20 protein-coding genes are annotated in these 21,353 nt (G+C 57.1%); 6 read left to right on the plus strand and 14 right to left on the minus strand.

Annotated features, from left to right (window positions below; genetic code table 11):
- The first annotated feature begins 11 nt into the window (after positions 1–11).
- A complete protein-coding gene (gene aceA / locus BN4575_RS03700) occupies positions 12–1,325 on the plus strand; it encodes an isocitrate lyase (RefSeq protein WP_042022090.1) in 1,314 nt (437 codons plus the stop codon).
- Positions 1,326–1,443: 118 nt separating this feature from the next.
- Here the strand turns inward: aceA and hda are convergent, their stop codons facing one another.
- The 3 genes from hda to upp form a co-directional block, all read right to left on the minus strand.
- Complete coding sequence (gene hda, locus BN4575_RS03705; protein ID WP_068977190.1) at positions 1,444–2,145, minus strand: DnaA inactivator Hda; 702 nt, start codon at positions 2,143–2,145, stop codon at positions 1,444–1,446.
- A gap of 102 nt (positions 2,146–2,247) precedes the next feature.
- Positions 2,248–3,267 carry a DUF2066 domain-containing protein gene (locus BN4575_RS03710; RefSeq protein ID WP_068977191.1) on the minus strand — a complete coding sequence of 340 codons (1,020 nt, stop codon included), beginning with the start codon at positions 3,265–3,267 and terminating at the stop codon, positions 2,248–2,250.
- 150 nt (positions 3,268–3,417) lie between these two features.
- Complete coding sequence (upp, locus tag BN4575_RS03715; protein WP_005320172.1) at positions 3,418–4,044, minus strand: uracil phosphoribosyltransferase; 627 nt, start codon at positions 4,042–4,044, stop codon at positions 3,418–3,420.
- Positions 4,045–4,220: 176 nt separating this feature from the next.
- Here upp and purM point away from each other — a divergent pair, with 176 nt between their 5' ends.
- Both purM and purN read left to right on the plus strand, forming a co-directional pair.
- On the plus strand, positions 4,221–5,258 hold the full coding sequence (gene purM, locus BN4575_RS03720; protein WP_068977192.1) for a phosphoribosylformylglycinamidine cyclo-ligase: 1,038 nt from the start codon (positions 4,221–4,223) through the stop codon (positions 5,256–5,258).
- Positions 5,255–5,893: a phosphoribosylglycinamide formyltransferase gene (purN, locus tag BN4575_RS03725; RefSeq protein WP_068977193.1), complete on the plus strand. Its 639-nt coding sequence runs from the start codon at positions 5,255–5,257 to the stop codon at positions 5,891–5,893. The genes purM and purN overlap by 4 nt, the downstream gene beginning before the upstream one ends.
- A gap of 178 nt (positions 5,894–6,071) precedes the next feature.
- Here the strand turns inward: purN and BN4575_RS03730 are convergent, their stop codons facing one another.
- From BN4575_RS03730 to BN4575_RS03750, 5 genes are all read right to left on the minus strand, one after another.
- Complete coding sequence (locus BN4575_RS03730; protein WP_068977194.1) at positions 6,072–6,833, minus strand: Nif3-like dinuclear metal center hexameric protein; 762 nt, start codon at positions 6,831–6,833, stop codon at positions 6,072–6,074.
- 143 nt (positions 6,834–6,976) lie between these two features.
- Positions 6,977–8,320: a sigma-54-dependent transcriptional regulator gene (locus BN4575_RS03735; RefSeq protein ID WP_068977195.1), complete on the minus strand. Its 1,344-nt coding sequence runs from the start codon at positions 8,318–8,320 to the stop codon at positions 6,977–6,979.
- Positions 8,317–9,351 (minus strand): sensor histidine kinase, encoded by a 1,035-nt coding sequence (locus BN4575_RS03740; protein ID WP_068977196.1) that lies wholly within the window; start codon positions 9,349–9,351, stop codon positions 8,317–8,319. Before BN4575_RS03740 ends, BN4575_RS03735 begins: the two co-directional genes overlap by 4 nt.
- A 106-nt stretch (positions 9,352–9,457) precedes the next feature.
- Complete coding sequence (locus BN4575_RS03745) at positions 9,458–10,879, minus strand: sigma-54 dependent transcriptional regulator (protein WP_068977197.1); 1,422 nt, start codon at positions 10,877–10,879, stop codon at positions 9,458–9,460.
- 250 nt (positions 10,880–11,129) lie between these two features.
- Positions 11,130–12,014 carry a DUF2726 domain-containing protein gene (locus BN4575_RS03750; RefSeq protein WP_068977198.1) on the minus strand — a complete coding sequence of 295 codons (885 nt, stop codon included), beginning with the start codon at positions 12,012–12,014 and terminating at the stop codon, positions 11,130–11,132.
- A 196-nt stretch (positions 12,015–12,210) separates the two neighbouring features.
- Between BN4575_RS03750 and BN4575_RS03755 the strand changes: the two genes are divergently transcribed.
- The 3 genes from BN4575_RS03755 to ppx all read left to right on the plus strand — a co-directional run bounded on the left by BN4575_RS03755 (position 12,211) and on the right by ppx (position 16,347).
- Entirely contained in the window at positions 12,211–12,723 is a 513-nt protein-coding gene (locus BN4575_RS03755; RefSeq protein ID WP_042022066.1) for a glycine cleavage system protein R, read from the plus strand.
- 74 nt (positions 12,724–12,797) lie between these two features.
- A complete protein-coding gene (gene ppk1, locus BN4575_RS03760; protein ID WP_068977199.1) occupies positions 12,798–14,867 on the plus strand; it encodes a polyphosphate kinase 1 in 2,070 nt (689 codons plus the stop codon).
- On the plus strand, positions 14,857–16,347 hold the full coding sequence (ppx, locus tag BN4575_RS03765; protein ID WP_068977200.1) for an exopolyphosphatase: 1,491 nt from the start codon (positions 14,857–14,859) through the stop codon (positions 16,345–16,347). The genes ppk1 and ppx overlap by 11 nt, the downstream gene beginning before the upstream one ends.
- A 261-nt stretch (positions 16,348–16,608) precedes the next feature.
- Here the strand turns inward: ppx and BN4575_RS21625 are convergent, their stop codons facing one another.
- From BN4575_RS21625 to BN4575_RS03790, 6 genes are all read right to left on the minus strand, one after another.
- Positions 16,609–16,785, minus strand: a complete 177-nt coding sequence (locus tag BN4575_RS21625) for a hypothetical protein (protein ID WP_098969069.1) — start codon at positions 16,783–16,785, stop codon at positions 16,609–16,611.
- A gap of 479 nt (positions 16,786–17,264) precedes the next feature.
- Complete coding sequence (flgE, locus tag BN4575_RS03770) at positions 17,265–18,632, minus strand: flagellar hook protein FlgE (protein ID WP_068977201.1); 1,368 nt, start codon at positions 18,630–18,632, stop codon at positions 17,265–17,267.
- Positions 18,633–18,642: 10 nt separating this feature from the next.
- Positions 18,643–19,422: a flagellar hook assembly protein FlgD gene (locus BN4575_RS03775; RefSeq protein WP_083220986.1), complete on the minus strand. Its 780-nt coding sequence runs from the start codon at positions 19,420–19,422 to the stop codon at positions 18,643–18,645.
- A 16-nt stretch (positions 19,423–19,438) separates the two neighbouring features.
- A complete protein-coding gene (gene flgC, locus BN4575_RS03780) occupies positions 19,439–19,858 on the minus strand; it encodes a flagellar basal body rod protein FlgC (protein WP_068977202.1) in 420 nt (139 codons plus the stop codon).
- The gene (gene flgB / locus BN4575_RS03785; RefSeq protein WP_068977203.1) at positions 19,858–20,256 is read right to left on the minus strand and encodes a flagellar basal body rod protein FlgB; all 399 of its coding nucleotides are present in this window, start codon (positions 20,254–20,256) and stop codon (positions 19,858–19,860) included. Before flgB ends, flgC begins: the two co-directional genes overlap by 1 nt.
- Positions 20,257–20,513: 257 nt before the next feature.
- A complete protein-coding gene (locus BN4575_RS03790) occupies positions 20,514–21,338 on the minus strand; it encodes a CheR family methyltransferase (RefSeq protein ID WP_042022045.1) in 825 nt (274 codons plus the stop codon).
- Positions 21,339–21,353 lie beyond the last annotated feature (15 nt).

Genomic DNA, 21,353 nt, shown 5'->3' on the forward strand with positions numbered 1-21,353 from the left:
AGGGAACTGATATGGCACTGACCCGTGAACAACAGATCCAGGCTATCGAGAAAGACTGGGCAGAAAACCCCCGCTGGAAAGGGATCAAGCGCGGCTACAGCGCCGAAGACGTGGTAAACCTGCGTGGCAGCTTGCAGCCTGCACATACCCTGGCCCAACGTGGCGCCGACAAACTGTGGGAGCTGATCCATGGCAGCGCCAAAAAGGGCTACGTCAACTGCCTCGGCGCCCTGACTGGCGGCCAGGCGGTACAGCAGGCTAAAGCGGGCATAGAGGCGATCTACCTCTCAGGCTGGCAAGTGGCGGCGGACAACAACTTGTCCTCCACCATGTACCCGGATCAGTCCCTCTACCCGGCCAACTCGGTACCGTCCGTAGTTGATCGCATCAACAACTCCTTCGCCCGTGCCGATCAGATCCAGTGGGCCAACAAGGTCGGCCCGCAAGATGCCGGCTTTATCGACTACTTCCTGCCGATCGTGGCGGATGCCGAAGCCGGTTTCGGCGGCGTGCTGAATGCCTTTGAACTGATGAAGGGGATGATTGAAGCGGGTGCCGCTGGCGTGCACTTCGAAGATCAGCTCGCGTCCGTCAAGAAGTGCGGCCATATGGGCGGCAAAGTACTGGTGCCGACTCAAGAAGCGGTACAAAAGCTGGTTGCCGCCCGTCTGGCAGCCGATGTGTGCGGCACCACCACGCTAGTGATCGCCCGTACCGATGCTAACGCTGCGGATCTGCTGACCACCGACGCCGACCCTTATGATGCTGGCTTCCTGACAGGTGAGCGCACCGCAGAAGGCTTCTACAAGGTGCAGGCAGGTATCGAACAGGCCATCTCCCGTGGTCTGGCCTATGCCCCCTACGCCGACATGGTGTGGTGCGAAACCGCCAAGCCGGATCTGGACGAAGCGCGCAAGTTTGCCGAAGCGATCAAGGCGCAGTACCCGGACACCATCCTGGCTTATAACTGTTCACCCAGCTTCAACTGGAAAAAGAATCTGGACGATGCCACCATCGCCCGCTTCCAGCAGGAACTGTCCGACATGGGTTACAAGTACCAGTTCATTACCCTGGCGGGTATCCACAACATGTGGTTCCACATGTACGAGCTGGCCTACCAGTACGCCCGTGGCGAAGGGATGAAGCACTACGTCGAAATGGTGCAGGAGCCAGAGTTTGCTGCCGCCAGCCGTGGCTACACCTTCGTGGCGCACCAGCAGGAAGTGGGCACGGGTTACTTTGACAAGGTGACCACCGTCATTCAGGGTGGCCAATCCTCAGTCACCGCATTGACCGGCTCCACCGAAGAAGATCAGTTCCACTGATAGGCAGAACTCTTTGAGAAAGTCCTTGAAATAGCAAAACCCCGGCCTGAAGCCGGGGTTTCTATTTATCTGCCATTTAAACGTCGGTCAGATACGCAACCGTACAATATCGGCAGGATCAGAGCTCGAGGATCTCTTTGACAAAGGGGATGGTCAGCTTGCGCTTGGCGCGAAATGAGGCGTTGTCGAGCTGATTGAGGGTGGTGAGCAGGGTTCGCATGTCGCGGGAAAGTCGGTTAAGCAGGAAACGACCCACATCAATCGGCAGTTTGAAGCCCCGCAGCTCGGCACGCAGTTGCAGGGCGCTGAGCTTGCCTTCATCATCCAGTTCGTCAAGATGAAAGCTTACCCCCCAGTCGAGACGGGAGGCGAGATCCGGCAACTGTAACCCCAGCTTGCGCGGTGCACTGCTGCCAGTGACCACCAGCGTCCCCTCTCCTTTCTCCTGCCAGCGATTGTAGAAGTCGAACAGCGCCCGCTCCCACACGGCATTGCCGGCGATCGCCTCGAGACTGTCGAGACAGACCAGCGGCAGGCTTTCGAGGGCATCGAGCATGCTGGGATCGAGCTGTTCAAACTGATCGAGAGAGAGATAGGCCGCCGCCGCATCGCGGGCATTGACCTCGGCACAGGTGGCATGGAGCAGATGAGAGCGCCCGGATCCCTTGGCACCCCAAAAATAGAGGAAAGGCGATCCCTGGCCGATGGCCGCATTCTTGAGGGCGGTGATCAGATGAGCATTGTTGCCGGGATAAAAACTGACGAAGGTTTCATCATCCGGTAGTTGTACGGCTAAAGACAGTTGGGCCGGTTGCTTCACTCGTTAGGCTTTGACTGTGACATTTGTGGCTAAGTGTATCATCGCAAAGGCAGATAGAGAACCGCCCGGACAAGCCGGGCGGTATGGAAAAGCCTTATAAAATCAGGGCTGCGACCATTGGTAACGCAAACCGCTGCCATTATCGTCAACCTTGCGCAGTCGGCTCTCGAGTTGCAACGCTCGCCCCAGCTCTGCCGGATCTCCTTGCAGGGTGAAGTTGAAGGTCACCTGATCCCCCTCCAGCTGGCCGATCGCCACCTTGCTGACGCTGGCCATTCCCTGCAGCATTTTCTGCACGGCGATCATGCTGTCCACCTCTGAGAGCCCGTCCACCACCAGGGTCTGACTGGTTGCCGGACCCGAGATACGGGCACCGTAGTTTTTCACCAGCCAGGCCGCTAACGTGTCGGCAAACCCTTGTGCCACCTCGGCCTGAGTGCCACTGCTGTTACCACGGGTCAGCTCGGCCACTTCGCCAGCTGCTTTGGCCCCGTAGAGTCCCCAGTCGATGCTCCACTTGTCACCTTCCGGTGTCAGCTTGCCCAACACCACCATCTCGGCGCCATAGCGCTGGCTCGCCTGCAGAATCGGATCGGCAAAACGGCCCCACACATCGGTGGTGCTCACCGCCATGTTGTCGTCAAGATCCATCAGCGGAATACTGATGGGCAGCCCCAACATCTGGGCCTGCTCACGCAAGGCTTGCGCCCAGCCGTCGCTCGACTGATCCGCCAGCAGGCTACGTTCGCCCTGATCCATCACCAACCAAATCGCCATCTGGGGCCGCGCCGGACCCAGCAGGGCAAACTGGCTCTCGGAGACCAGACTGTTGACCTTGTCACTGTTGAACTCGGCTTTCAGATACTTGACCGCGTCCAGATCCTGATAGCCATAGCTCTTTACATAGTCACCCGGCGCAGCCAACGCCTTGACAACCACCGGCTGGGTGAGGATATCGCGCTTGCCGGTTACCTTGATCAGCACCTGACCCAGTGCCTGCCCTTGAGCGGCTACCATGTCACCACTGGTCGGTGCCTTGCCCTGATAAAGGTCGGCGACCTGAGCGGCCGAGGCCATGAATGACAAGCCGCAGCAGAGGGCGATCACAACACGTTTGAACATCAACAGAGTCTCGAAATGGGGGCGTGTGCTTATGGTAGCGGCAAGGCACGTCTTGCGGCAAGGCGGGCACAAGCAGCCACAAACAACAGAGCCGGCACAACGCCGGCTCAGATCACCACTCCCGATGAGGAAGCAGGTTAAAACATCAACTTATTTGGTACCGAAGATCTTGTCGCCGGCATCGCCCAGACCCGGCACTATGTAGCCTTTCTCGTTCAGGCCCTGATCGACAGAGGCACAGTAGAGTTCTACATCGGGGTGAGCTGCTTCCAGCGCCTTGATCCCTTCCGGCGCGGCAACCAGTACCAGCACCTTGATGGATTGGCAGCCCTTCTTCTTCAGCAGATCGATGGTGGCGATCATAGAGCCACCGGTCGCCAGCATGGGATCGATAACCAGTGCCAGACGCTCTTCGATGTTGCTGACAATCTTCTCGAAATAGGGAACCGGTTGCAGGGTCTCTTCATCGCGATAGATACCGACCACGCTGACGCGGGCGCTTGGCATGTGCTCCAGCACGCCATCCATCATGCCCAAACCGGCACGCAGGATCGGCACTACAGTTACCTTCTTGCCCTTGATCTGGTCAACTTCCACTGGCCCGTTCCAGCCGTCGATGGTAACCTTCTCGGTTTCGAAGTCAGAGGTGGCTTCATAGGTCAACAAACTGCCCACTTCTTTGGCCAGTTCACGGAAACGCTTGGTGCTGATATCGCCTTCACGCATTAGCCCGATCTTGTGTTTGACCAGGGGGTGTTTGACTTCAACCACTTTCATTATTGTCTCCTCTAACTCGCCGCAAAAAAATCGCGGAATCATACAATAAAAGCCCGCACTTGTAGAGCCTTTCTGCGCAAAAACGCGCAAACGATTTCCTTTCTGATTTATCACTGCCGCTGGTAGTATATGCCCCGAATTTTACCCTCCACTTCGATACATGACGGGGAATACGCGTGACTGACAAAACCTCACTGAGCTACAAAGATGCTGGCGTAGATATTGATGCTGGCAATGCACTGGTTGAACGTATCAAGGGCGTATCCAAGCGCACTCGTCGTCCTGAAGTGCTGGGTGGTCTTGGCGGCTTTGGGGCCTTGTGTCAAATTCCTGCGGGCTACAAGGAGCCGGTACTGGTCTCCGGTACCGATGGTGTGGGCACCAAGCTGCGGCTGGCCATCGACCTGAAGAAACACGACACGGTCGGCATCGATCTGGTGGCCATGTGCGTCAATGACCTGATAGTACAGGGCGCCGAGCCGCTGTTTTTCCTCGACTACTATGCCACCGGCAAGCTGGACGTGGACACCGCGGCCGCAGTGGTCACCGGGATTGGTGCCGGTTGCGAGCAATCGGGCTGTGCCCTGGTTGGCGGCGAAACCGCCGAGATGCCGGGCATGTATGAAGGGGAAGACTACGACATCGCCGGTTTCTGCGTTGGTGTTGTTGAGAAGAGCGAAATCATTGACGGCTCCAAGGTCGGTGAAGGGGATGCCCTGATCGCGCTGGCCGCCAGCGGCCCCCACTCCAACGGCTTCTCGCTGGTGCGCAAGATCCTGGAAGTCTCCAAAGCCGACGTGCATCAGCCGCTGGGTGACACCACCCTGGCCAACGCCCTGCTGGAGCCGACCCGCATCTACGTCAAGCCGGTACTCAAACTCATCAAGGAGTGCGAGATCCACGCCCTGTCCCACATCACTGGTGGCGGCTTCTGGGAGAACATCCCGCGCGTACTGCCCGCCAACACCCAAGCGGTGATCGACGAGCAGAGCTGGCAGTGGCCGGCGGTGTTCAGCTGGCTGCAGCAGGCAGGCAACGTCACCCGCTTTGAGATGTATCGCACCTTCAACTGCGGCGTCGGCATGATCATCGCCCTGCCTGCCAATCAGCTGGAGAAAGCACTGACCCTGCTCAAGGCGGAAGGCGAGAACGCATGGCACATCGGTCATATCACCAAGGCAGCCGATGGTGAGGAGCAGGTCGTCATCAAATGATGCGGATCATCGTCCTAATCTCCGGCAGTGGCAGCAATCTGCAGGCGATCCTCGACCACTGCGCCAGCGGCAAGATTGCCGGTGACGTGGTCGGCGTCATCAGCAACAAGGCTGACGCCTATGGCTTGGTACGCGCCAAAGAGGCGGGAGTGGCGACGTCAATTCTGACCCAGCAGCAGTTTGCCAGCCGGGAGGAGTATGACACCGCCCTGCTGGCGCTGATGGCGGACTATCAGCCGGATCTGGTGGTGCTGGCCGGCTTTATGCGGATTTTGAGCGCCCAACTGGTGCACCACTTCGCCGGGCGGATGCTCAATATCCACCCCTCCCTGCTGCCCAAGTATCAAGGCTTGCACACCCACCAGCGGGCCATTGACGCTGGTGACAGCGAGCATGGCACCAGCGTCCACTTCGTCACCGAAGAGCTGGATGGGGGCCCGGTGATATTGCAAGCCCGCGTCCCCATCTTCGAAGGGGACGAGGCCGATGAGGTGGCCGCCCGGGTACAGGCGCAGGAGCACAGCATCTACCCGCTGGTGGTGCAGTGGTTCTGTGAAGGGCGCTTGCAGATGCTGGAGGGGGCCGCCCTGCTCGACGGCGCCCTGCTCGGCCCCGCGGGTTATGCCAGCGAGTAAGCAGACGTCTTGTCGAAATGTGAAAAAGGAGGCCGATGGCCTCCTTTTTGTTTCCTGAATTTTCCCACCACAGGCACAGGCTTAAACCTGTTCACGACCTGCAGCGAGAAACCGTCAACAAGGTGAAGAGCAGCACATGAGCCTTGATCACGGTTTCGTAGCCAGATCGTGGACAGGTTTACACCGGATTGTCGATATCGATAAAGGTCACATCCAGCCCGTGCACGGTCACCAGCCACTCCCCCAGCGCCTTGACGCCGTAACGCTCGGTGGCGTGATGGCCAGCGGCATAGAAGTGCATCCCCATCTCGCGGGCGGTGTGAATGGTCTGCTCGGAGGCTTCACCGGAGATAAAGGCATCGATGCCCTGCTCCGCCGCCAGATTGATGTAGCTCTGACCGCCGCCGGTGCACCAGGCCACCGAGCGAATAAGCTCGGGACCGGTATCACCACAATAGAGCGGTTCGCGGCCAAGTCGCTCGGCAATCAGCTGGGCAAAGTCGCGGCCGCTCATCGGTTGCTCCAGCTTGCCCACCATGGCAACGCTCTTGCTGTTCCACGGCTCCAGACCGCGGCGCACCTTGATGTCGAGCAGCTTGGCGAGCTGGGCGTTGTTGCCCACCTCGGGATGGACATCCAGCGGCAGATGGTAGGCAAACAGGTTGATATCGTGGGTCAACAAGGTCTTGAGCCGACGCTGCTTCATACCGGTGATCTGGGCAGGTTCGCCGCTCCAGAAGTAGCCGTGATGGACCAAAATGGCATCGGCCCCGGCAGCCACTGCCGCGTCGATGAGCGCCTGACTGGCGGTGACACCGGTCACTACCTTACGAATGCGCTCGCGCCCTTCCACTTGCAAGCCGTTGGGGCAGTAATCCTTGATGGCGTGGGGTTCGAGCAGATGGTTCAGTACAGTTTCGAGTTTGCGATGAGAGATCATAGGGGTCCCTTTTTAAGGCTCGGTCCCCTGCTTTAGCAATAAAAACAGGGCTCAGGCGCCAAACGCCAAGAGCCCCATGATAATCGAGCGGGGCCGCCAAGACCATGACGGCCCCCACATGATGACAGTTATCGCTACCGGACTCAGGCAGGCAGGTCGATCCCCGCTTCCCGCATCTGGGCCAGCTTGTAACGCAAGGTCCGTGGACTGATGCCAAGCCGATCCGCGACATCTTTACGGCTGCCGTTACAATCTTGCAGGGTATCGAGGATGATCTGGTGCTCCTGCTGCTTGAGCTCGCTACCGAGGCGATCGCCGCCATAGCTGCGCTCCACGCTGACAAACTCCATCTCCTGCTCGTCCAGCTCCTCCAAAATCAGGTGGCCACTATCAATGACCCCATCCGGGCTCAGGATCAGCGCGCGCTGCACCACGTTGTCCAGCTCCCGCACGTTGCCGGGCCAGGGGTGGGTCAGCAGTCGCTCCCGCGAGGCGTCCGTCAACTGTGGGGTCGGCAACCCCTGCTGACTGGCATGGAGCGCCAACAGGTGTTCCGCCAGCGGCAAAATGTCGCCGGGTCGCTCACTCAAGGCTGACCAGCGCAGCGGGAAGACGTTTAGGCGGTAGTAGAGATCTTCGCGAAACAGCCCATCCTGCACCGCCTTTTTCACATCCCGGTTGCTGGTGGCGATGACCCGCACATCGAGCGGGATCATCTTGCGGCTGCCGAGCCGCTCCACCTCTTTCTCCTGCAAGACCCGCAGCAACTTGGCTTGCAGCCCCTGATCCATTTCGGTGATCTCGTCAAGCAGCAGGGTGCCCCCCTGCGCCTGCTCGAACTTGCCGGGGCACCCCTGCACCGCACCGGTAAACGCCCCCTTCTCATAGCCAAACAAGGTCGCCTCCAGCATGTTTTCCGGAATGGCGGCGCAGTTGATGGCAATGAAGGATTGCTCGGCGCGGTTGGAGTTGTCATGAATGTAACGGGCCAGCACCTCTTTTCCCGTCCCGCTCGGGCCGGTCACCATCACGGTGGCTTCGCTTCTGGCCACCCGGGTCGCCAGCTGGAACAGCTCGGCGGTTTTGGGATCCCCGTAGACCACGGCGCGCTTCTCCACCTTCTGGGCGGGCACGTAGCGGCTGACCTGATTGAGCAGCACCTCCGGCGAGAACGGCTTGGCCAGATAGTCGATGGCCCCTTCCCGCATGGCGCGCACTGCACCGTCGATATTGGCGTAGGCGGTCATCAGCAACACGGGAATTTGCGGATATTGCTGGCGGATGGTGGCCAACAGGGTGAGGCCATCCATCCCCCCCATCTGGATATCGGAGATCACCATGTCAAATGGCTGACGGGAGAGGATCAGCAAAGCCCGCTCGCCGCTGTCTGCTTCACGGCATTCATAACCGCCGAGCAACAGGGTGTCCACCAGCGCTTCGCGCAGGCCATGGTCATCCTCAACTACCAGAATTCTGGCCTGTGTCATGCTACACCTCCAAGCTGCACCGGTTGCTGATGCAGGGGGAACGACAGAGTAAAGCAGGTGCCCTCACCGGGCACCGAGGCCACGCCGACCTCCCCCTGATGGGCACGTACTACTGATTGCACCACCGCCAGACCGAGGCCAGTGCCTTGGGATCGGGTGGTAAAGAAGGGTTCGAATACCTGACCAAGCTGGTGAGAGGGGATCCCCTTGCCATTGTCGATAATACGCATCTCCACCCGGGCGCCGCTGCGCACCGCACTGACCAGCAGCGACGTCGCCCCCGCCTGCTGGGCATTGGCGATCAGGTTGTTGATGGCGCCCGCCAGCGCGCTGCTGTTGGCCAGCAGGCAGAGATCCGGCTCCGGTGCCTCCATGTGTAGTTCGCAACCCTGCTGGGCACAAAAGGCCTCGGCACCGGCCTGCACTTCGGCCAGCAGCCCTTGTACCGAAATGGGGGTGACTACCTGATTGTCGCCGTTGCGGGCAAACAGCAGGATGTCGTTGATCTGCTTCTCCAGATCCTGCAAACGGGCCATCAGCTTTTGCTGAAACTGGCTGCGGGATTCCGGCTTGAGGGTGCGGTTGGCCAGATTGGCGGCATAGAGCATGGCGGCAGAGAGCGGGGTGCGGATCTGGTGGGCGAGCGAAGCCGCCATATTGCCCAGCGCCGACAGCCGCTTCATATGGTTGATGCGGTCTTGCAGTTTGCGGGTTTCGGTCAGGTCGTTGATAAACACCAGCTGGCCGGGCTGATCCGGCAGCGGCTGGGTCGAGAGTTGTACCCGGCGCCCGTCGCGCAGGGAGATCTCGTGGCCATCATCTTCACGCGGCTCAAAGCAGCGGGCAATGATGTGGCGCCAGAGCTCCCCTTCCAGCGGCTCCCCCAGCAGGGAGATGGCCGCCGGATTCGCGCGAGTGACCACCCCTGCCCCATCAAGCAGTAACACCCCGGTGGGGAGCGCCTTGAAGATGGCATAGAGCTGGCTCACTTCGTGGGACTGGAGTGGCATGTCCTGCTGCTGGATTGTCATAAAGCTGACCTCAAACTGGCTATTGGGTCAGGTTATTCAATTTCCATGCCACTAAAATATATTAGTTAAAACAAAGGATTGCGCGCTAGCGTCAAGGCTTTGACCCTTATGCGTCTTTGCTCATGCCGTATTTTTTCATCTTCTCCACCAGGGTGGTACGGCGCATGCCAAGCAGGTCAGCCGCGCGGGCCACCACCCCGTCCTGCGACTCCAGCGCCTGACGGATCAGCTCCACTTCGAGGTCGGCCAGCATCTCTTTGAGGTTGACCCCCTCCTCCGGCAACTGCATGGTGCGGGGCGAGGCCAGTGCGTGATCCAGTTCGATCGGCTGCTGGAATACTGCCGCCAGCGCATCCCGTTCATCCATCTCGGTCAATCGCTCATCCCGTGGCTCGCAAGGCAGCAGCCGATAACGGCTCGGCAAGTCTGCCACATCGACAATCTGGTGCGGGTAGAGGATCAACAGCCGCTCCAGCAGGTTGGAGAGCTCGCGCACGTTGCCGGGCCAGGGGTACTGCATCAGCGACTCCATCGCCCGCTGGGTCAGCCGGATAAAACCGTGATGCTGCTCGGCATGGCGGTTGAGCAGCTCTTGCAGCAACAGCGGAATATCGTTGATGCGATCCCGCAGTGGCGGCGTCTCAATAGGAAATACATTGAGGCGATAGTAGAGATCTTCACGAAATCCCTGGGTGCGGATCATCGCCTCCAGATCCCGGTGGGTCGCCGCAATGATCCGCACATCGGCCTGAATGGGCTTGCTGCCCCCCACCCGATCGAACAACCGCTCCTGCAGCACCCGCAGTAACTTGACCTGCATCGGCATCGGCATGTCGCCTATTTCGTCGAGGAATAGAGTGCCCCCCTGGGCTAACTCGAAGCGGCCACGACGGGCTGCCACAGCACCGGTAAATGATCCCTTCTCATGACCAAACAGCTCGCTCTCAAGTAGCTCGGCGGGGATGGCACCGCAGTTGATGGGCACGAAAGGACCGGCACTGCGGGGAGAGAGTTCATGAATGGCACGGGCCACCACCTCTTTGCCGGTGCCGGATTCGCCCAGGATCAGCACGTTGGCATCAGTCTCGGCCACCTGACTGATGAGGCGGCGCACCTCCTGGATCCCCTTCCCTTTGCCCACCAGCAAACGAAGCAGAGCCTGCCCCTTGTCATGGGTCTGCTGGCGAGGATGTAAGGAGACAAAAGCCTGGCAAAAATGCAGATGGCGGGTGAGAGACTCATAGGTAAAAGGAGAGAGCGCTACCCCGATGAAATTGTTGTTGGGCAGCTCCGCCGCGACCAGCGAGAGGAAGGGGGTTCGCGGGAAGGCTGTCAGCAGATCCGGCAACTCCCGACCCGCCAGATCGCCCACCAGCACCCCTTGCAGCGGACCTGAGGATTCGATGGCCACATCCAGATCGCCTTCGGCCACCTCCTGCCACGGGATCCCCATAAACGAGAGCACAGTTCCCAATTGCTGACGTCGTTGCCCATCGGCATCAACAATCAACACGCCCATCTCCACCATATCCATCCCTCGCGATAGCCTGAACTAATTTATTGTTTTTTCTCATCAAACAGTTTTGACTGTTTTGTTGCTGGTGCACAAAGTGCCAAAATTCCGACGCATTGTCAAAAACTGTCGCGTTAGGCTAAGTGTATCGACAGAAACGGCAGACTAGTTGAATTTGTCGACAATTCTTCTGCAACCAAGGCAGCCAGAGGCAGAAAGCAAACTGCCCTCGTCAGAGAGCAGCATACAGCACAGTGAGACAAACTCAGTGAGGGTGACGGTGGTGGGGCGCCGCATAGCGACAATCGGGAAAGCGGCTACACGCCAAAAACAGCTGACCTGCATGTGGCCCTTTCTTTGCTTCCCGCTCCAGCAGGGGGGCATCACAACGGGGGCAGTGGTGAACCTCTTGCTCTTCATCATCCTCCGTATCGATGAATAAGCCCTCTGCCAGATCCCCCTCCATCGCAGGTAATTCAGCCGTCCACTTACTGTGCCGGGATGACCCCGCTGGTAATTGAGCGCCAGCAGTGGCGATCGATTCTGGCGCTGCACGACCATGGCTGCCAGTGCCAACATCGACCCCATCCAGCAACAGGGGATTGAAGGTTGGCTCGCGGCGCTGCCCCGGTATCGGCGCATCCACCACAGGCTCGCTACGTTTGATCAGTAACGGCAAAATCAGCTCACGCAGTTTTTGCTCAAGACCGTGGCCACTTTCTGCGATCTGCAGCAGGGGCAGACCCGCGCTATCGCAGGCTGTTTGCAGAACCGAGTCGCGAACCTTGCGTTTCTGATGACGGTGGGTGCTGTCTCCGAGCTCGATGGCACAAATAAAAGAGAGGTCGGCGGGATGACACAGCAAATAGTCGAAATGCTTGCCGCTGATCTTGCCGAGGTGTTGTTGCCATTTACTTTTGCCAAGCCCAGCCTCGGGCGTCAGCACTTCCGCTACCTGCACCTTGGCAAATATCCGAACCTTGTCGCCCACCGCCATTTCTAGCACTCTGAGGAAAGCGTGCTCTTCAGGGCTGAGCAAGGTCTCCCGAAGATCGTAGGGAAGACGTTTTTTCGGCCGGAATCGCAGCCAGAAAATCGCCATCACCAGCAGTGCAAACAACAGCAATCCCGATACGACAAAGGTATTCATCAGAGCACGTTCCAGTTCACAACACGAAAGGGGCACCACTTTACCACAGCCGCAACAGGGCAAGGCAGCAGTCAAGCACCTGGAAAATGTCAAAGCACCGGATTTTTATCTAATGGTCAGTCTGCGGGGCTTCATATGACCAGCCACTGCAGGCACAATGGCAACAGGCATAACATCCCATATCAAGGAGAGCAGGATGCAAAAGCAATTGGTGGTCACCGTGATCGGTGCAGACAAACCCGGTATCGTCGAAAGTCTGGCTGCCGTTATCAGCCGTGAACAGGGCAACTGGCTGGGCAGTGCCATGAGCGAGCTGGCGGGCCAATTTGCCGGTATCCTCCATGTCTCTGTCCCCGATGATCACTATCGCAGCCTGTGCGAAGCGCTGGCCCTACTACCCGGTCTCACCATCAGCTTTGCCGAAGGGACGCCCACCGCAGAACCGGCTCATCAGGTGATGATGACGGTGACCGGCAACGATCGCCCCGGTATCGTCCACGAAGTGGCCAGTATCCTGCGCCAGCTCGAGATCAATGTGGCCGACCTGACCACTGGCTGCGAACCGGCCCCCCACTCCGGCGCCCCGCTCTTCTATGCCCATGCGCTGGTTGCCCTGCCTGACGGACTGGCGATGGAGACCCTGATCACCGCGCTGGAGTCCCTCTCCGACGATCTGGTGGTTGATATCGATGAGGCGTTGCACGAGTAACTCGCTTGTCATCAATCTGACATATTCTCACGCCATAACTGCCGCGCAGACGCGACCTGATACAGAGGCATAACATGAGCACCGACAAGCAGTATGAAGAGAAAGAGCTGAGCTGGCTCTCATTCAATGAACGGGTGTTGCAAGAGGCAATGGACAAAACAGTACCCCTCATCGAGCGGGTCCGTTTTTTGGGGATCTTCTCCTCCAACCAGGATGAGTTTTTCAAGGTGCGGGTCTCTGACGTCAAGCGCCGCATCCTCATCAGTGAAGTTCACGGTGGCGGGGACGATGCCAAGGTGCTGCTGCGCGCCATCCAGCAGAAGGTAATGGCCCTTGGCGAAGCGTTCGACAACACCTACAAGGAGCTGTTGATCGCGCTGGCCCGTCACAACATTTTTCTGGTCAATGAGAGCCAGATCTCCGAATCGATCCAGCAGTGGCTGCGGGTCTTTTTCCGGGAGAAGGTGCTGCGCCACATCATCCCGATCCTGCTCAACAAGGAGGTCAATCCGGTCAAGTTTCTCAAGGACGAACACACTTATCTGGCCGTCGAAATGAAAAAAGATGGCCAGGTGATCCAGTACGCACTGGTGGAAGTGCCGACCGACGACCTGCCCCGCTTCTTCCAGTTGCCGCCGGAAGGGACCCGCCGCAAGAAACAGATCATCATTCTGGATAACGTCATCCGCTTCTGTCTCGACGAGATCTTCAAGGGCTTCTTCGACTACGACGAGATTGCCGCCTATGCGGTGAAGCTGACCCGGGATGCCGAATATGATCTCTCCGACCAGCTGGACTTGAGCCTGGTCGACAAAATGAGTGATGGCTTGAAGCAGCGCCTTACCGCCATGCCGGTGCGCTTCGTCTACGAGCGGGAGATGCCCGCCGCCATGATCAGCTTCTTAAAACTCAAGCTGCAGATCAGCTCCTACGACGCCATCATGCCGGGCGGGCGCTACCACAACTTCAAGGATTTCATCGGCTTCCCCAATGTGGGCCGGGATTATCTGGAAAACCCCAAGCTACCGGCCCTCGATTGCCGCGATTTTGACGGCTTCGTCAACGCCTTCGATGCGATTACCAAGCAGGATATTCTGCTCTACTACCCGTACCACAAGTTCCACCACTTCACCGAGTTGGTACGTCAGGCGGCGTTCGATCCGGCGGTGAGTGCCATTCGCATCAATATCTACCGGGTGGCCAAGAAGTCACGGATCATCCACTCCCTCATCGATGCCGCCAACAACGGCAAGAAGGTGACCGTGGTGGTCGAGTTGCGCGCCCGTTTCGACGAAGCGGCCAACATCGACTGGGCCAACATCCTCACCGATGCCGGGGTCAAGGTGGTGTTCGGGGTGCCGAGCCTCAAAATCCACTCCAAGCTCTGTCTCATCACCCGCCACGAACATGGCGAGGCGGTGCGCTACGCCCATATCGGCACCGGCAACTTCAACGAGAAGACCGCCAAGATCTACACCGACTTTTCGCTGCTGACCCGCCACCCTGATATCACCGCCGAGGTGGAGGGGGTATTTGAATACATCGAGTACCCCTATAAGCGTTACAAGTTCAACCACCTGCTGGTCTCCCCCATCAACAGCCGCCGTCAGCTCTATCGTCTCATCGACAACGAGCTCTCCAACGCCAAGGCGGGCCAGCCGAGCGGCATCATCCTCAAGATCAACAATCTGGTGGACAAGGATCTCATCAACCGCCTCTATGCCGCCGGTCAGGCGGGGGTGCCGATCCAGATGATCATCCGTGGCATGTGCGCCCTGCGCCCGGGCGTGCCGGGCCTCAGTGACAACATCAAGGTGATCAGCATCATCGACCGCTTCCTCGAGCACCCGCGGGTGATGGTGTTCCACAACAAGGGCAACCCCCAGCTCTATATCTCCAGCGCCGACTGGATGAGCCGCAATATCGACGGCCGGATCGAGGTGGGCACCCCCATTTATGATGAGCGCCTCAAGCAGCGCATCATGGACATTCTCGAGCTACAACTGAGTGATACCTGCAAGGCGCGGGTGATCGATGCCGACCAGCAGAACGAGTATGTGAAGCGGGGCAACCGCCGCAAGATCCGCTCTCAGGTGGCGATTTACGACTATCTCAAACGTATCGAGTCAAACAATGGACAATAGTCTCTATGCCGCCGTGGATCTCGGCTCCAACAGTTTTCACATGGTGATCGCTCACCTGAGCGAAGGGCGTTTTCGCATCGTCGATCGCATCAAAGAGCGCGTGCGTCTGGCCGAGGGGATGGATGAGCAGAAGCGGATGAGCCCGGAGGCGATGGCCCGTGGCCTCGCCTGCCTGTCGCTGTTTGCCGAGCGCCTCACCAATATCAAGCCGGATCAGATCCGCATTGCCGGTACCTATACCCTGCGCCGCGCCAGCAACGCCCGCGAATTCGTAAGCGAGGCAGCCAAGGTGCTCAACCACCCCATCGAAATAATCAGCGGTCAGGAGGAGGCGCGCCTCATCTATCAGGGGGTCGCCCATACCCAGCATATTGAAGGTCAGGTGCTGGTGGTGGATATCGGTGGTGGCAGCACCGAGCTCATCATCGGCGAGGGGTTTGACCACAAGGCTCTCACCAGCCGCAAGATGGGTTGCGTCAGCTTCACCCAGAGCTTTTTTGCCAGCGGCAAGCTGAGCGACAAGCACTTCAGCAATGCAGTACTGGAGGCGCAGCACCAGCTCGCTCCCATCATCAACCAGTATCGCAAGCTGGGCTGGCAGAGCTGCCTTGGCAGCTCTGGCTCCATTCGTACGGTGCGTGACGTGCTGCAGGGTGAAGGACTGACTGACGGTAGCATTACCCTGGAGGGGCTGGAGCGGCTCAAGGCGGTGATGATCGAGCGCAAACGGGTCGATAACCTCAAGCTGGCGGGGCTCACCGAAGAACGACAAGAGGTGTTTGCCGCTGCTGTGGCTATCCTGCTCGGGCTGTTTACCTCGCTGCCTATTGAGCGACTCGACTATTCTGACGGCGCCCTGCGCGAAGGGTTGCTTTACGAGTTCGAGGAGCGCTTGCAGCACCACGATATTCGCGAGCGCACCGCCCAGGCGCTCGGCACTCACTACCGGATGGACCGTAAGCAGGCCGCCCGGGTGGAACAGAGCGTGTTGACCCTGTTCGATACCTTGCAAGAGCCCTGGCAGATGGAGATGGAGCCCTACCGCGCCATCCTCGGCTGGGCGGCGCGGTTACACGAGATTGGCCTTGCCATCAACTACAGCGGCATTCATCGCCACTCCGCCTATATCCTGCAACACACCGATCTGCCCGGCTTCAACCAGGACGATCAGGCGTTGCTCGCCGCGCTTGCACGCTTTCAGCGCAAGGGGCTCAAGCTCTCCGAACTGCCAGCCCTGCCCAACCACGATCTGCAAACGGTGCTGCGCTGTATCCGCATTCTGCGCCTCGCGGTCGCCGCCCATCACAAGCGGCAAGACAACTTGCTACCGGAGTGGAACGTGCAGGCTGCCGGCGATCAACTGGTGGTCAACCTGCCCGCCAGCTGGAGTGAAGAGAATCGCCTGCTGATGCAGAACCTCGAAAAAGAGCAGCGCTACTGCAATGAGCAAGGCTGGCCTCTGCTGTTTCAGCTGAGCTAAACCGCGTTTTTTCGCAAAAATAGGCCAAAAGCAGCGGAGGGAATGGGGTCGGATTTAGTTGACCACTACAGATAGTGGCTAAAACTGGGTAGCATGCGTGGCGTGAAGGAAGTCGAGAGCCTGTTCGATACGCATAAAAAATCCGAAACCAATCAACAGGTTTCGGATTTTCACACCTCAGAAGGATCGGTCAATAGATCCTTAACTGATCGGCATTACGCCATGTACGCCGGTTTTTTATGAGTGAAGAGCTAGTGGGCCTTACTGCGCCTGCTCTATGTGTTGCTGGTAGCGCTGCTGCCACTTACTTGTTTCAGCTTCATCTCCCTGATCCTTCCAGAAGGCGCAGATGGAGTTGGCAAGTTCGGAGGCCATGGCGTGGTCCCCGTCACGGCGACTCATTAAATAATCAGCCAGCCAGCTTTGATATTGCTTCATTACCCGATCTCCTTATCTCATGAGCTCTTGATGGTGTCGTTGCTAACAGTATCTTGTTAGCTCGCTATCCGAGGTGACATCATCAGGCATGATGGTGCAAAGTCACGACCCGTGCAGACAGCCCGATGGGCAATCTGGCGGCGAACGTGGAGTGAGATGTCAAAAAACGAGCGCTATGGTAGCACAAACTGACCAACTTGGGGGGATTGTCGCCACACCTAGCGGCAGTTCAGCCCCATCTCCTTGTTCCCAAAACAGAAAAACCGCCGTGATGGCGGGATTATTTGCTGATAAATGCACTGAAATTGACTAGCGCCGAGCGCTGGCCAGGCACTTGGCCGTTCCATCGGTGGCCCCTCCCCGCTGCGTGAAGCCAAGGCCACAGCCGTACAGTGTGAAAAAACCAATAAAAAATGCCAGTCAGGCTTAACTGACTGGCATTCGGACCTCGGCCCCTCTCATGATACTAAATTGCGCTATTAGCGAATTTGCAAGATGGTCTGCTGCAGCGAACTGTTGACCTCCAGGGAACGGGAGTTGGCCTGGAAGTTACGCTGGGCAGTGATCAAGTCAACCAGTTCGGAGGTCAAATCCACGTTGGACTGCTCCAGCGAGGATGACTTGATGGTGCCAAAAGTCCCTGAGTTGGGCGTCCCCGGCAAGGCATCGCCAGATAGCAGAGATTGCCGCCAGGAGGTATCCCCCACTTGAGTCAGCCCTTGCGAGTTAGCAAACTTGGCCATGGCAACCATGGCAACCTTGATGGTGGTGGCGTTACTGTAGGTCGCAGAGACAATGCCATCCGGTGTGATCTCCACCTTGGTCAAACGGCCGACAGTGGAACCATCCTGAGTCAACTTGTTGACTTCAAACGGTGAGGCATACTGGGTCACTGTTCCGAAGTTGATATCCACCTGCTGGGTGGGATCTGCACCGTTAGTGATAATGCCAGCGCCTGCCGGGGGCGCGGCTCCCAATTGCTCTGTCTTGATGGTCGCTGGTGTGGTCGGGGTAATCATCTTGCCATCTGCCCCGAAGGTGATTCGGGCACCAGAAGGTGCCGGGGTCAAACCTGCGGCCATGGTTGGCGTCACACCACCGACAATATCAATGGGCTTATCGCCTTGGTAAAGATACATACGCCAAGCGGTCGGATTGGCAGGCTTGGTCAGATCTGCCGGATCAGCCTCTTTGACAAAATATTGCGTGATGGTGTGGGGCTCCCCCAGTGAGTCATAAATCACCACAGAGGTAGAAGAGGAGTACGTTTTTGAATCTTTTGTATTAAATGTGGAGGCATCCCCGGCACCTGTACCGGCAGGTAAAGGCGACGCTGTCGACGGCAAGTTGAAACTGGCGTCAATCTTGGAGGTCTTAATTGGTTCTCCAGCACGGTCAGGGATCTGGATCGGCTTGGTCGCATTGATACTGACCGCCTTAGGCGTACCATCGGCGTTTATTTCATACCCTTGCAGATAATGGCCCTGATTGTTGACCATATAGCTGTTTTCATTGAGCTTGAAGGCCCCGGCACGGGTGTAAGTACGATCCAGGTTGGTCAGACCGTCGGAGGTCACAAAAAAGCCGTTGCCCTGGATCGCCAGATCCAGTGCGTTATTGGTAAATTGCAGCGCCCCTTGATGAAACTGCTGGGCCACAGCCCCGGTCGCCACACCATTACCGACCTGGGTCTTGGCATTGACAAAGATGGAGTTGGCATAAACATCGGCAAACTCCGCACGAGACTCTTTAAAGCCCATGGTGTTGACGTTGGCAATGTTGTTAGCGGTAACGTTCAAATCTTTTTGTGCCGCGTTGACACCGCTCAAGGCATTGTTAAATGACATATCCAGCTCCTTAGATCGATGCTGTCGACGTGGTTTTTGACTGAGTAGTTGGTTTGTTTTGATTAGACCCTGAAATTTGCAGGATACTGTTAAGCGTTGTGGTGCCAAGACCTCTCAGGTTGAGCTGGGTCGGATTAGTTCCATTACCGAGGACCACACTATCGACCTTGCCATAAGTCAGGGCCGAGATGCTCTCAGACTTTCCATCCATGGTGCCGTTGGCTTTAATCACATATTTTCCAGACTTGGCTGGATTGCCAGACTTGTCTTTCCCATCCCAGGAGAATTCAACGTTGCCCCGCAAATCACCTTCCAGAGGGAACTCCTGGATAACCTGACCTTTTTCATCTTCCACTGTTATCTTGACGTTCGAGTACTTGTTCTCGACACCGACTGCCACAACACCGTTGACGGATCCATCCTTTTCCAGATAACCGATATTGCTAGGTAGCAGCACATTCTGTCCTACCAAAGCAGAGGCTTGCAGCGCCTGGCTGGAGGTCATCAGGGTATTGAGGTTCCCCATCTGGGTCGACAAGCTATTAATCCCCTCCGACGTAGACATTGAGGCCATCTGGGAAAGCATCTGGGCATTGTCGACCGGCTTGAAGGGATCCTGATATGACAACTGCATGGTCAACAGCTTCATAAATGAAGCCTGATCCAGCTCTTTCTTTGGCGCTGTTGCTTTTGAATTACTCCCGATGGGCGCTGAAGCATTATTGGTACTAGAGGTTGAGCCGCCTGCATTACGAGAGGGATTCCAATAAAGATTATTTATGTCAGACATAATAAAGGCCCTCTATTTACCCTTTGCCAAGCTGGAGCGTCTGCTGCAGCATCTTCTTGGCCGAATCTGCAACTTGGACATTGGTCTGGTAACTGCGCGAGGCGTTGATCATGTCAGCCATCTCTTCCACCATGTTGACGTTCGGTTTGAAGGTGAAGCCATCTTTGTCCGCCATCGGGTGATTCGGGTTAAATTCCTTAAGCAGAGGGGCCTTACTCTCAACAATGCCCTTCACCTCAACCCCGACTGCCCCCTGTTTATCAGACATTGCCTGGTCAAGCTGAGCGGCAAATATTGGCCGCCGGGCATGGTAAGTATTTTCCACACTGGAGCTGACACTGTCTGCGTTGGCCATATTGCTGGCAACCGTGTTGAGCCGCACCGACTGTGCACTCATAGCCGAGCCTGCTATGTCAAAGACCTTGAACAAACTCATCACTGTTCTCCTTTCAGGGCCTTGAGCAGGCCGCTGATCTTGCCATTCATAAATTCCAGGGAGGTTTGATACTCAAGACTGTTACGCAGGAAATCACTACGTTCCTGCTGCACGTCAACAGTATTGCCATCGCCGGTGTCCGGTTGTAACGGATTGCGATATTGCACAGTACCTGGAGCATCCATATTCAAGGCAAAGTGCTTCTCGCTGGTCGTTGCCAGTCCAAAGCCCTGCTGATGTTGAGCATCCTGCAGCGCCTGAGCAAAATTGATGTCCCTGGCTTTGAACCCGGGGGTATCAGCATTGGCAATATTGCTTGCAAGCACCTCAGCACGCTTGGCACGAACGCTGATCGTGTGTTGGTGCACACCAAATACCTTGTCAAATGAAAGAGCCATAGCACACCTCCTGCTTGGCATTTGTCTTGCAATAGGTATGCCAGAAGAGCGTTCACGGCAGCGAGGTTCGAAATAGCAGCACCTGGCATAGCAAAAAGATCGCAGGATCCTGCCCATAACGGGGAGAGCCGATCCTCATTTTTCACCTGTATCGACGTAATTCTGAAGTCAAACATAAAGAAAGAGGGAAGCAGAATGCTTCCCTCGGGTATTACAGTAAGGGTCGATACAACCCTCAGATTGCGCGGTTACCGAGCCTATTTGACCTTATAAACGATCCCTGGATTACAACGGATCATCTCGAATCTGTCGGTCAGGCCGGCCAATGATTCTGACGCGCCCAGCATCAGATAACCACCAGGGTTAAGGCTGCTGGCAAACTGGTTGAGGATCTTCGACTTCACATCAGGAGCAAAGTAGATAAGCACATTACGACAAAAAATAATGTCAAATTTTCCGAGCAAGCTGTAACTTTCCAGCAGATTTATTGGCCGGAAAGTGGTCAATTTTCTGACTCGCTCAACTACGCGCATCTTGCTATCACCATAGGGCTCAAAAAACATTTTTTTGCGCTCTGGTGACAACCCCCGAGCCAAGGCCAGGCTGTCATAGACACCCTCCTTGCACTGGTTCAACATAGTTGTCGAAATATCCGTTCCCACAATCTGCACGCCACCAGGCAAGGTGCCGGGTTTTTTCATCTGTTGCTCAATGGCTGTCATGGCAATCGAGTAGGGCTCCTGCCCGGATGATGACGCAGCAGACCAGATCTTGATGGGACGACCACTTTTTCCCAACTCTGGGAAAATTTTATCGGTCAGTAACTGAAACGGATAGGTGTCACGAAACCAAAGGGTCTCGTTGGTGGTCATGGCATCAACCACCGCCATTTTCAGGTCACGCTCTCGTACACTCATTGCACGAGTGACCAGATCAGACAAACTCTCGATGCCAAACTGCGCCATCAAAGGTGAAAGACGGCTCTTCACCAGATACTGTTTGTTATCACCCAGCACGATCCCGCTCTGTACCGCCAGAAAGTTGCTGAACTGTTTGTATAAGTCGTCCGAAAGTGTCTTCATGCAGCGATTCTTCTT

It is taken from the genome of Aeromonas sp. EERV15 (genome assembly GCF_900079845.1).
Taxonomy (GTDB): domain Bacteria; phylum Pseudomonadota; class Gammaproteobacteria; order Enterobacterales; family Aeromonadaceae; genus Aeromonas; species Aeromonas sobria.

Bases quoted from the DNA above. Each gene is read 5' to 3' on its own strand.
- aceA (WP_042022090.1), top strand. From the start codon at position 12: ATGGCACTGACCCGTGAACAACAGATCCAGGCTATCGAGAAAGACTGG.
- BN4575_RS03710 (WP_068977191.1), bottom strand. From the start codon at position 3,267: ATGTTCAAACGTGTTGTGATCGCCCTCTGCTGCGGCTTGTCATTCATG.
- upp (WP_005320172.1), bottom strand. From the start codon at position 4,044: ATGAAAGTGGTTGAAGTCAAACACCCCCTGGTCAAACACAAGATCGGG.
- purN (WP_068977193.1), top strand. From the start codon at position 5,255: ATGATGCGGATCATCGTCCTAATCTCCGGCAGTGGCAGCAATCTGCAG.
- BN4575_RS03730 (WP_068977194.1), bottom strand. From the start codon at position 6,833: ATGATCTCTCATCGCAAACTCGAAACTGTACTGAACCATCTGCTCGAA.
- BN4575_RS03735 (WP_068977195.1), bottom strand. From the start codon at position 8,320: ATGACACAGGCCAGAATTCTGGTAGTTGAGGATGACCATGGCCTGCGC.
- BN4575_RS03740 (WP_068977196.1), bottom strand. From the start codon at position 9,351: ATGACAATCCAGCAGCAGGACATGCCACTCCAGTCCCACGAAGTGAGC.
- BN4575_RS03745 (WP_068977197.1), bottom strand. From the start codon at position 10,879: ATGGTGGAGATGGGCGTGTTGATTGTTGATGCCGATGGGCAACGACGT.
- BN4575_RS03750 (WP_068977198.1), bottom strand. From the start codon at position 12,014: ATGAATACCTTTGTCGTATCGGGATTGCTGTTGTTTGCACTGCTGGTG.
- BN4575_RS03755 (WP_042022066.1), top strand. From the start codon at position 12,211: ATGCAAAAGCAATTGGTGGTCACCGTGATCGGTGCAGACAAACCCGGT.
- ppk1 (WP_068977199.1), top strand. From the start codon at position 12,798: ATGAGCACCGACAAGCAGTATGAAGAGAAAGAGCTGAGCTGGCTCTCA.
- ppx (WP_068977200.1), top strand. From the start codon at position 14,857: ATGGACAATAGTCTCTATGCCGCCGTGGATCTCGGCTCCAACAGTTTT.
- BN4575_RS21625 (WP_098969069.1), bottom strand. From the start codon at position 16,785: ATGAAGCAATATCAAAGCTGGCTGGCTGATTATTTAATGAGTCGCCGT.
- flgE (WP_068977201.1), bottom strand. From the start codon at position 18,632: ATGTCATTTAACAATGCCTTGAGCGGTGTCAACGCGGCACAAAAAGAT.
- BN4575_RS03775 (WP_083220986.1), bottom strand. From the start codon at position 19,422: ATGTCTGACATAAATAATCTTTATTGGAATCCCTCTCGTAATGCAGGC.
- flgC (WP_068977202.1), bottom strand. From the start codon at position 19,858: ATGAGTTTGTTCAAGGTCTTTGACATAGCAGGCTCGGCTATGAGTGCA.
- flgB (WP_068977203.1), bottom strand. From the start codon at position 20,256: ATGGCTCTTTCATTTGACAAGGTATTTGGTGTGCACCAACACACGATC.
- BN4575_RS03790 (WP_042022045.1), bottom strand. From the start codon at position 21,338: ATGAAGACACTTTCGGACGACTTATACAAACAGTTCAGCAACTTTCTG.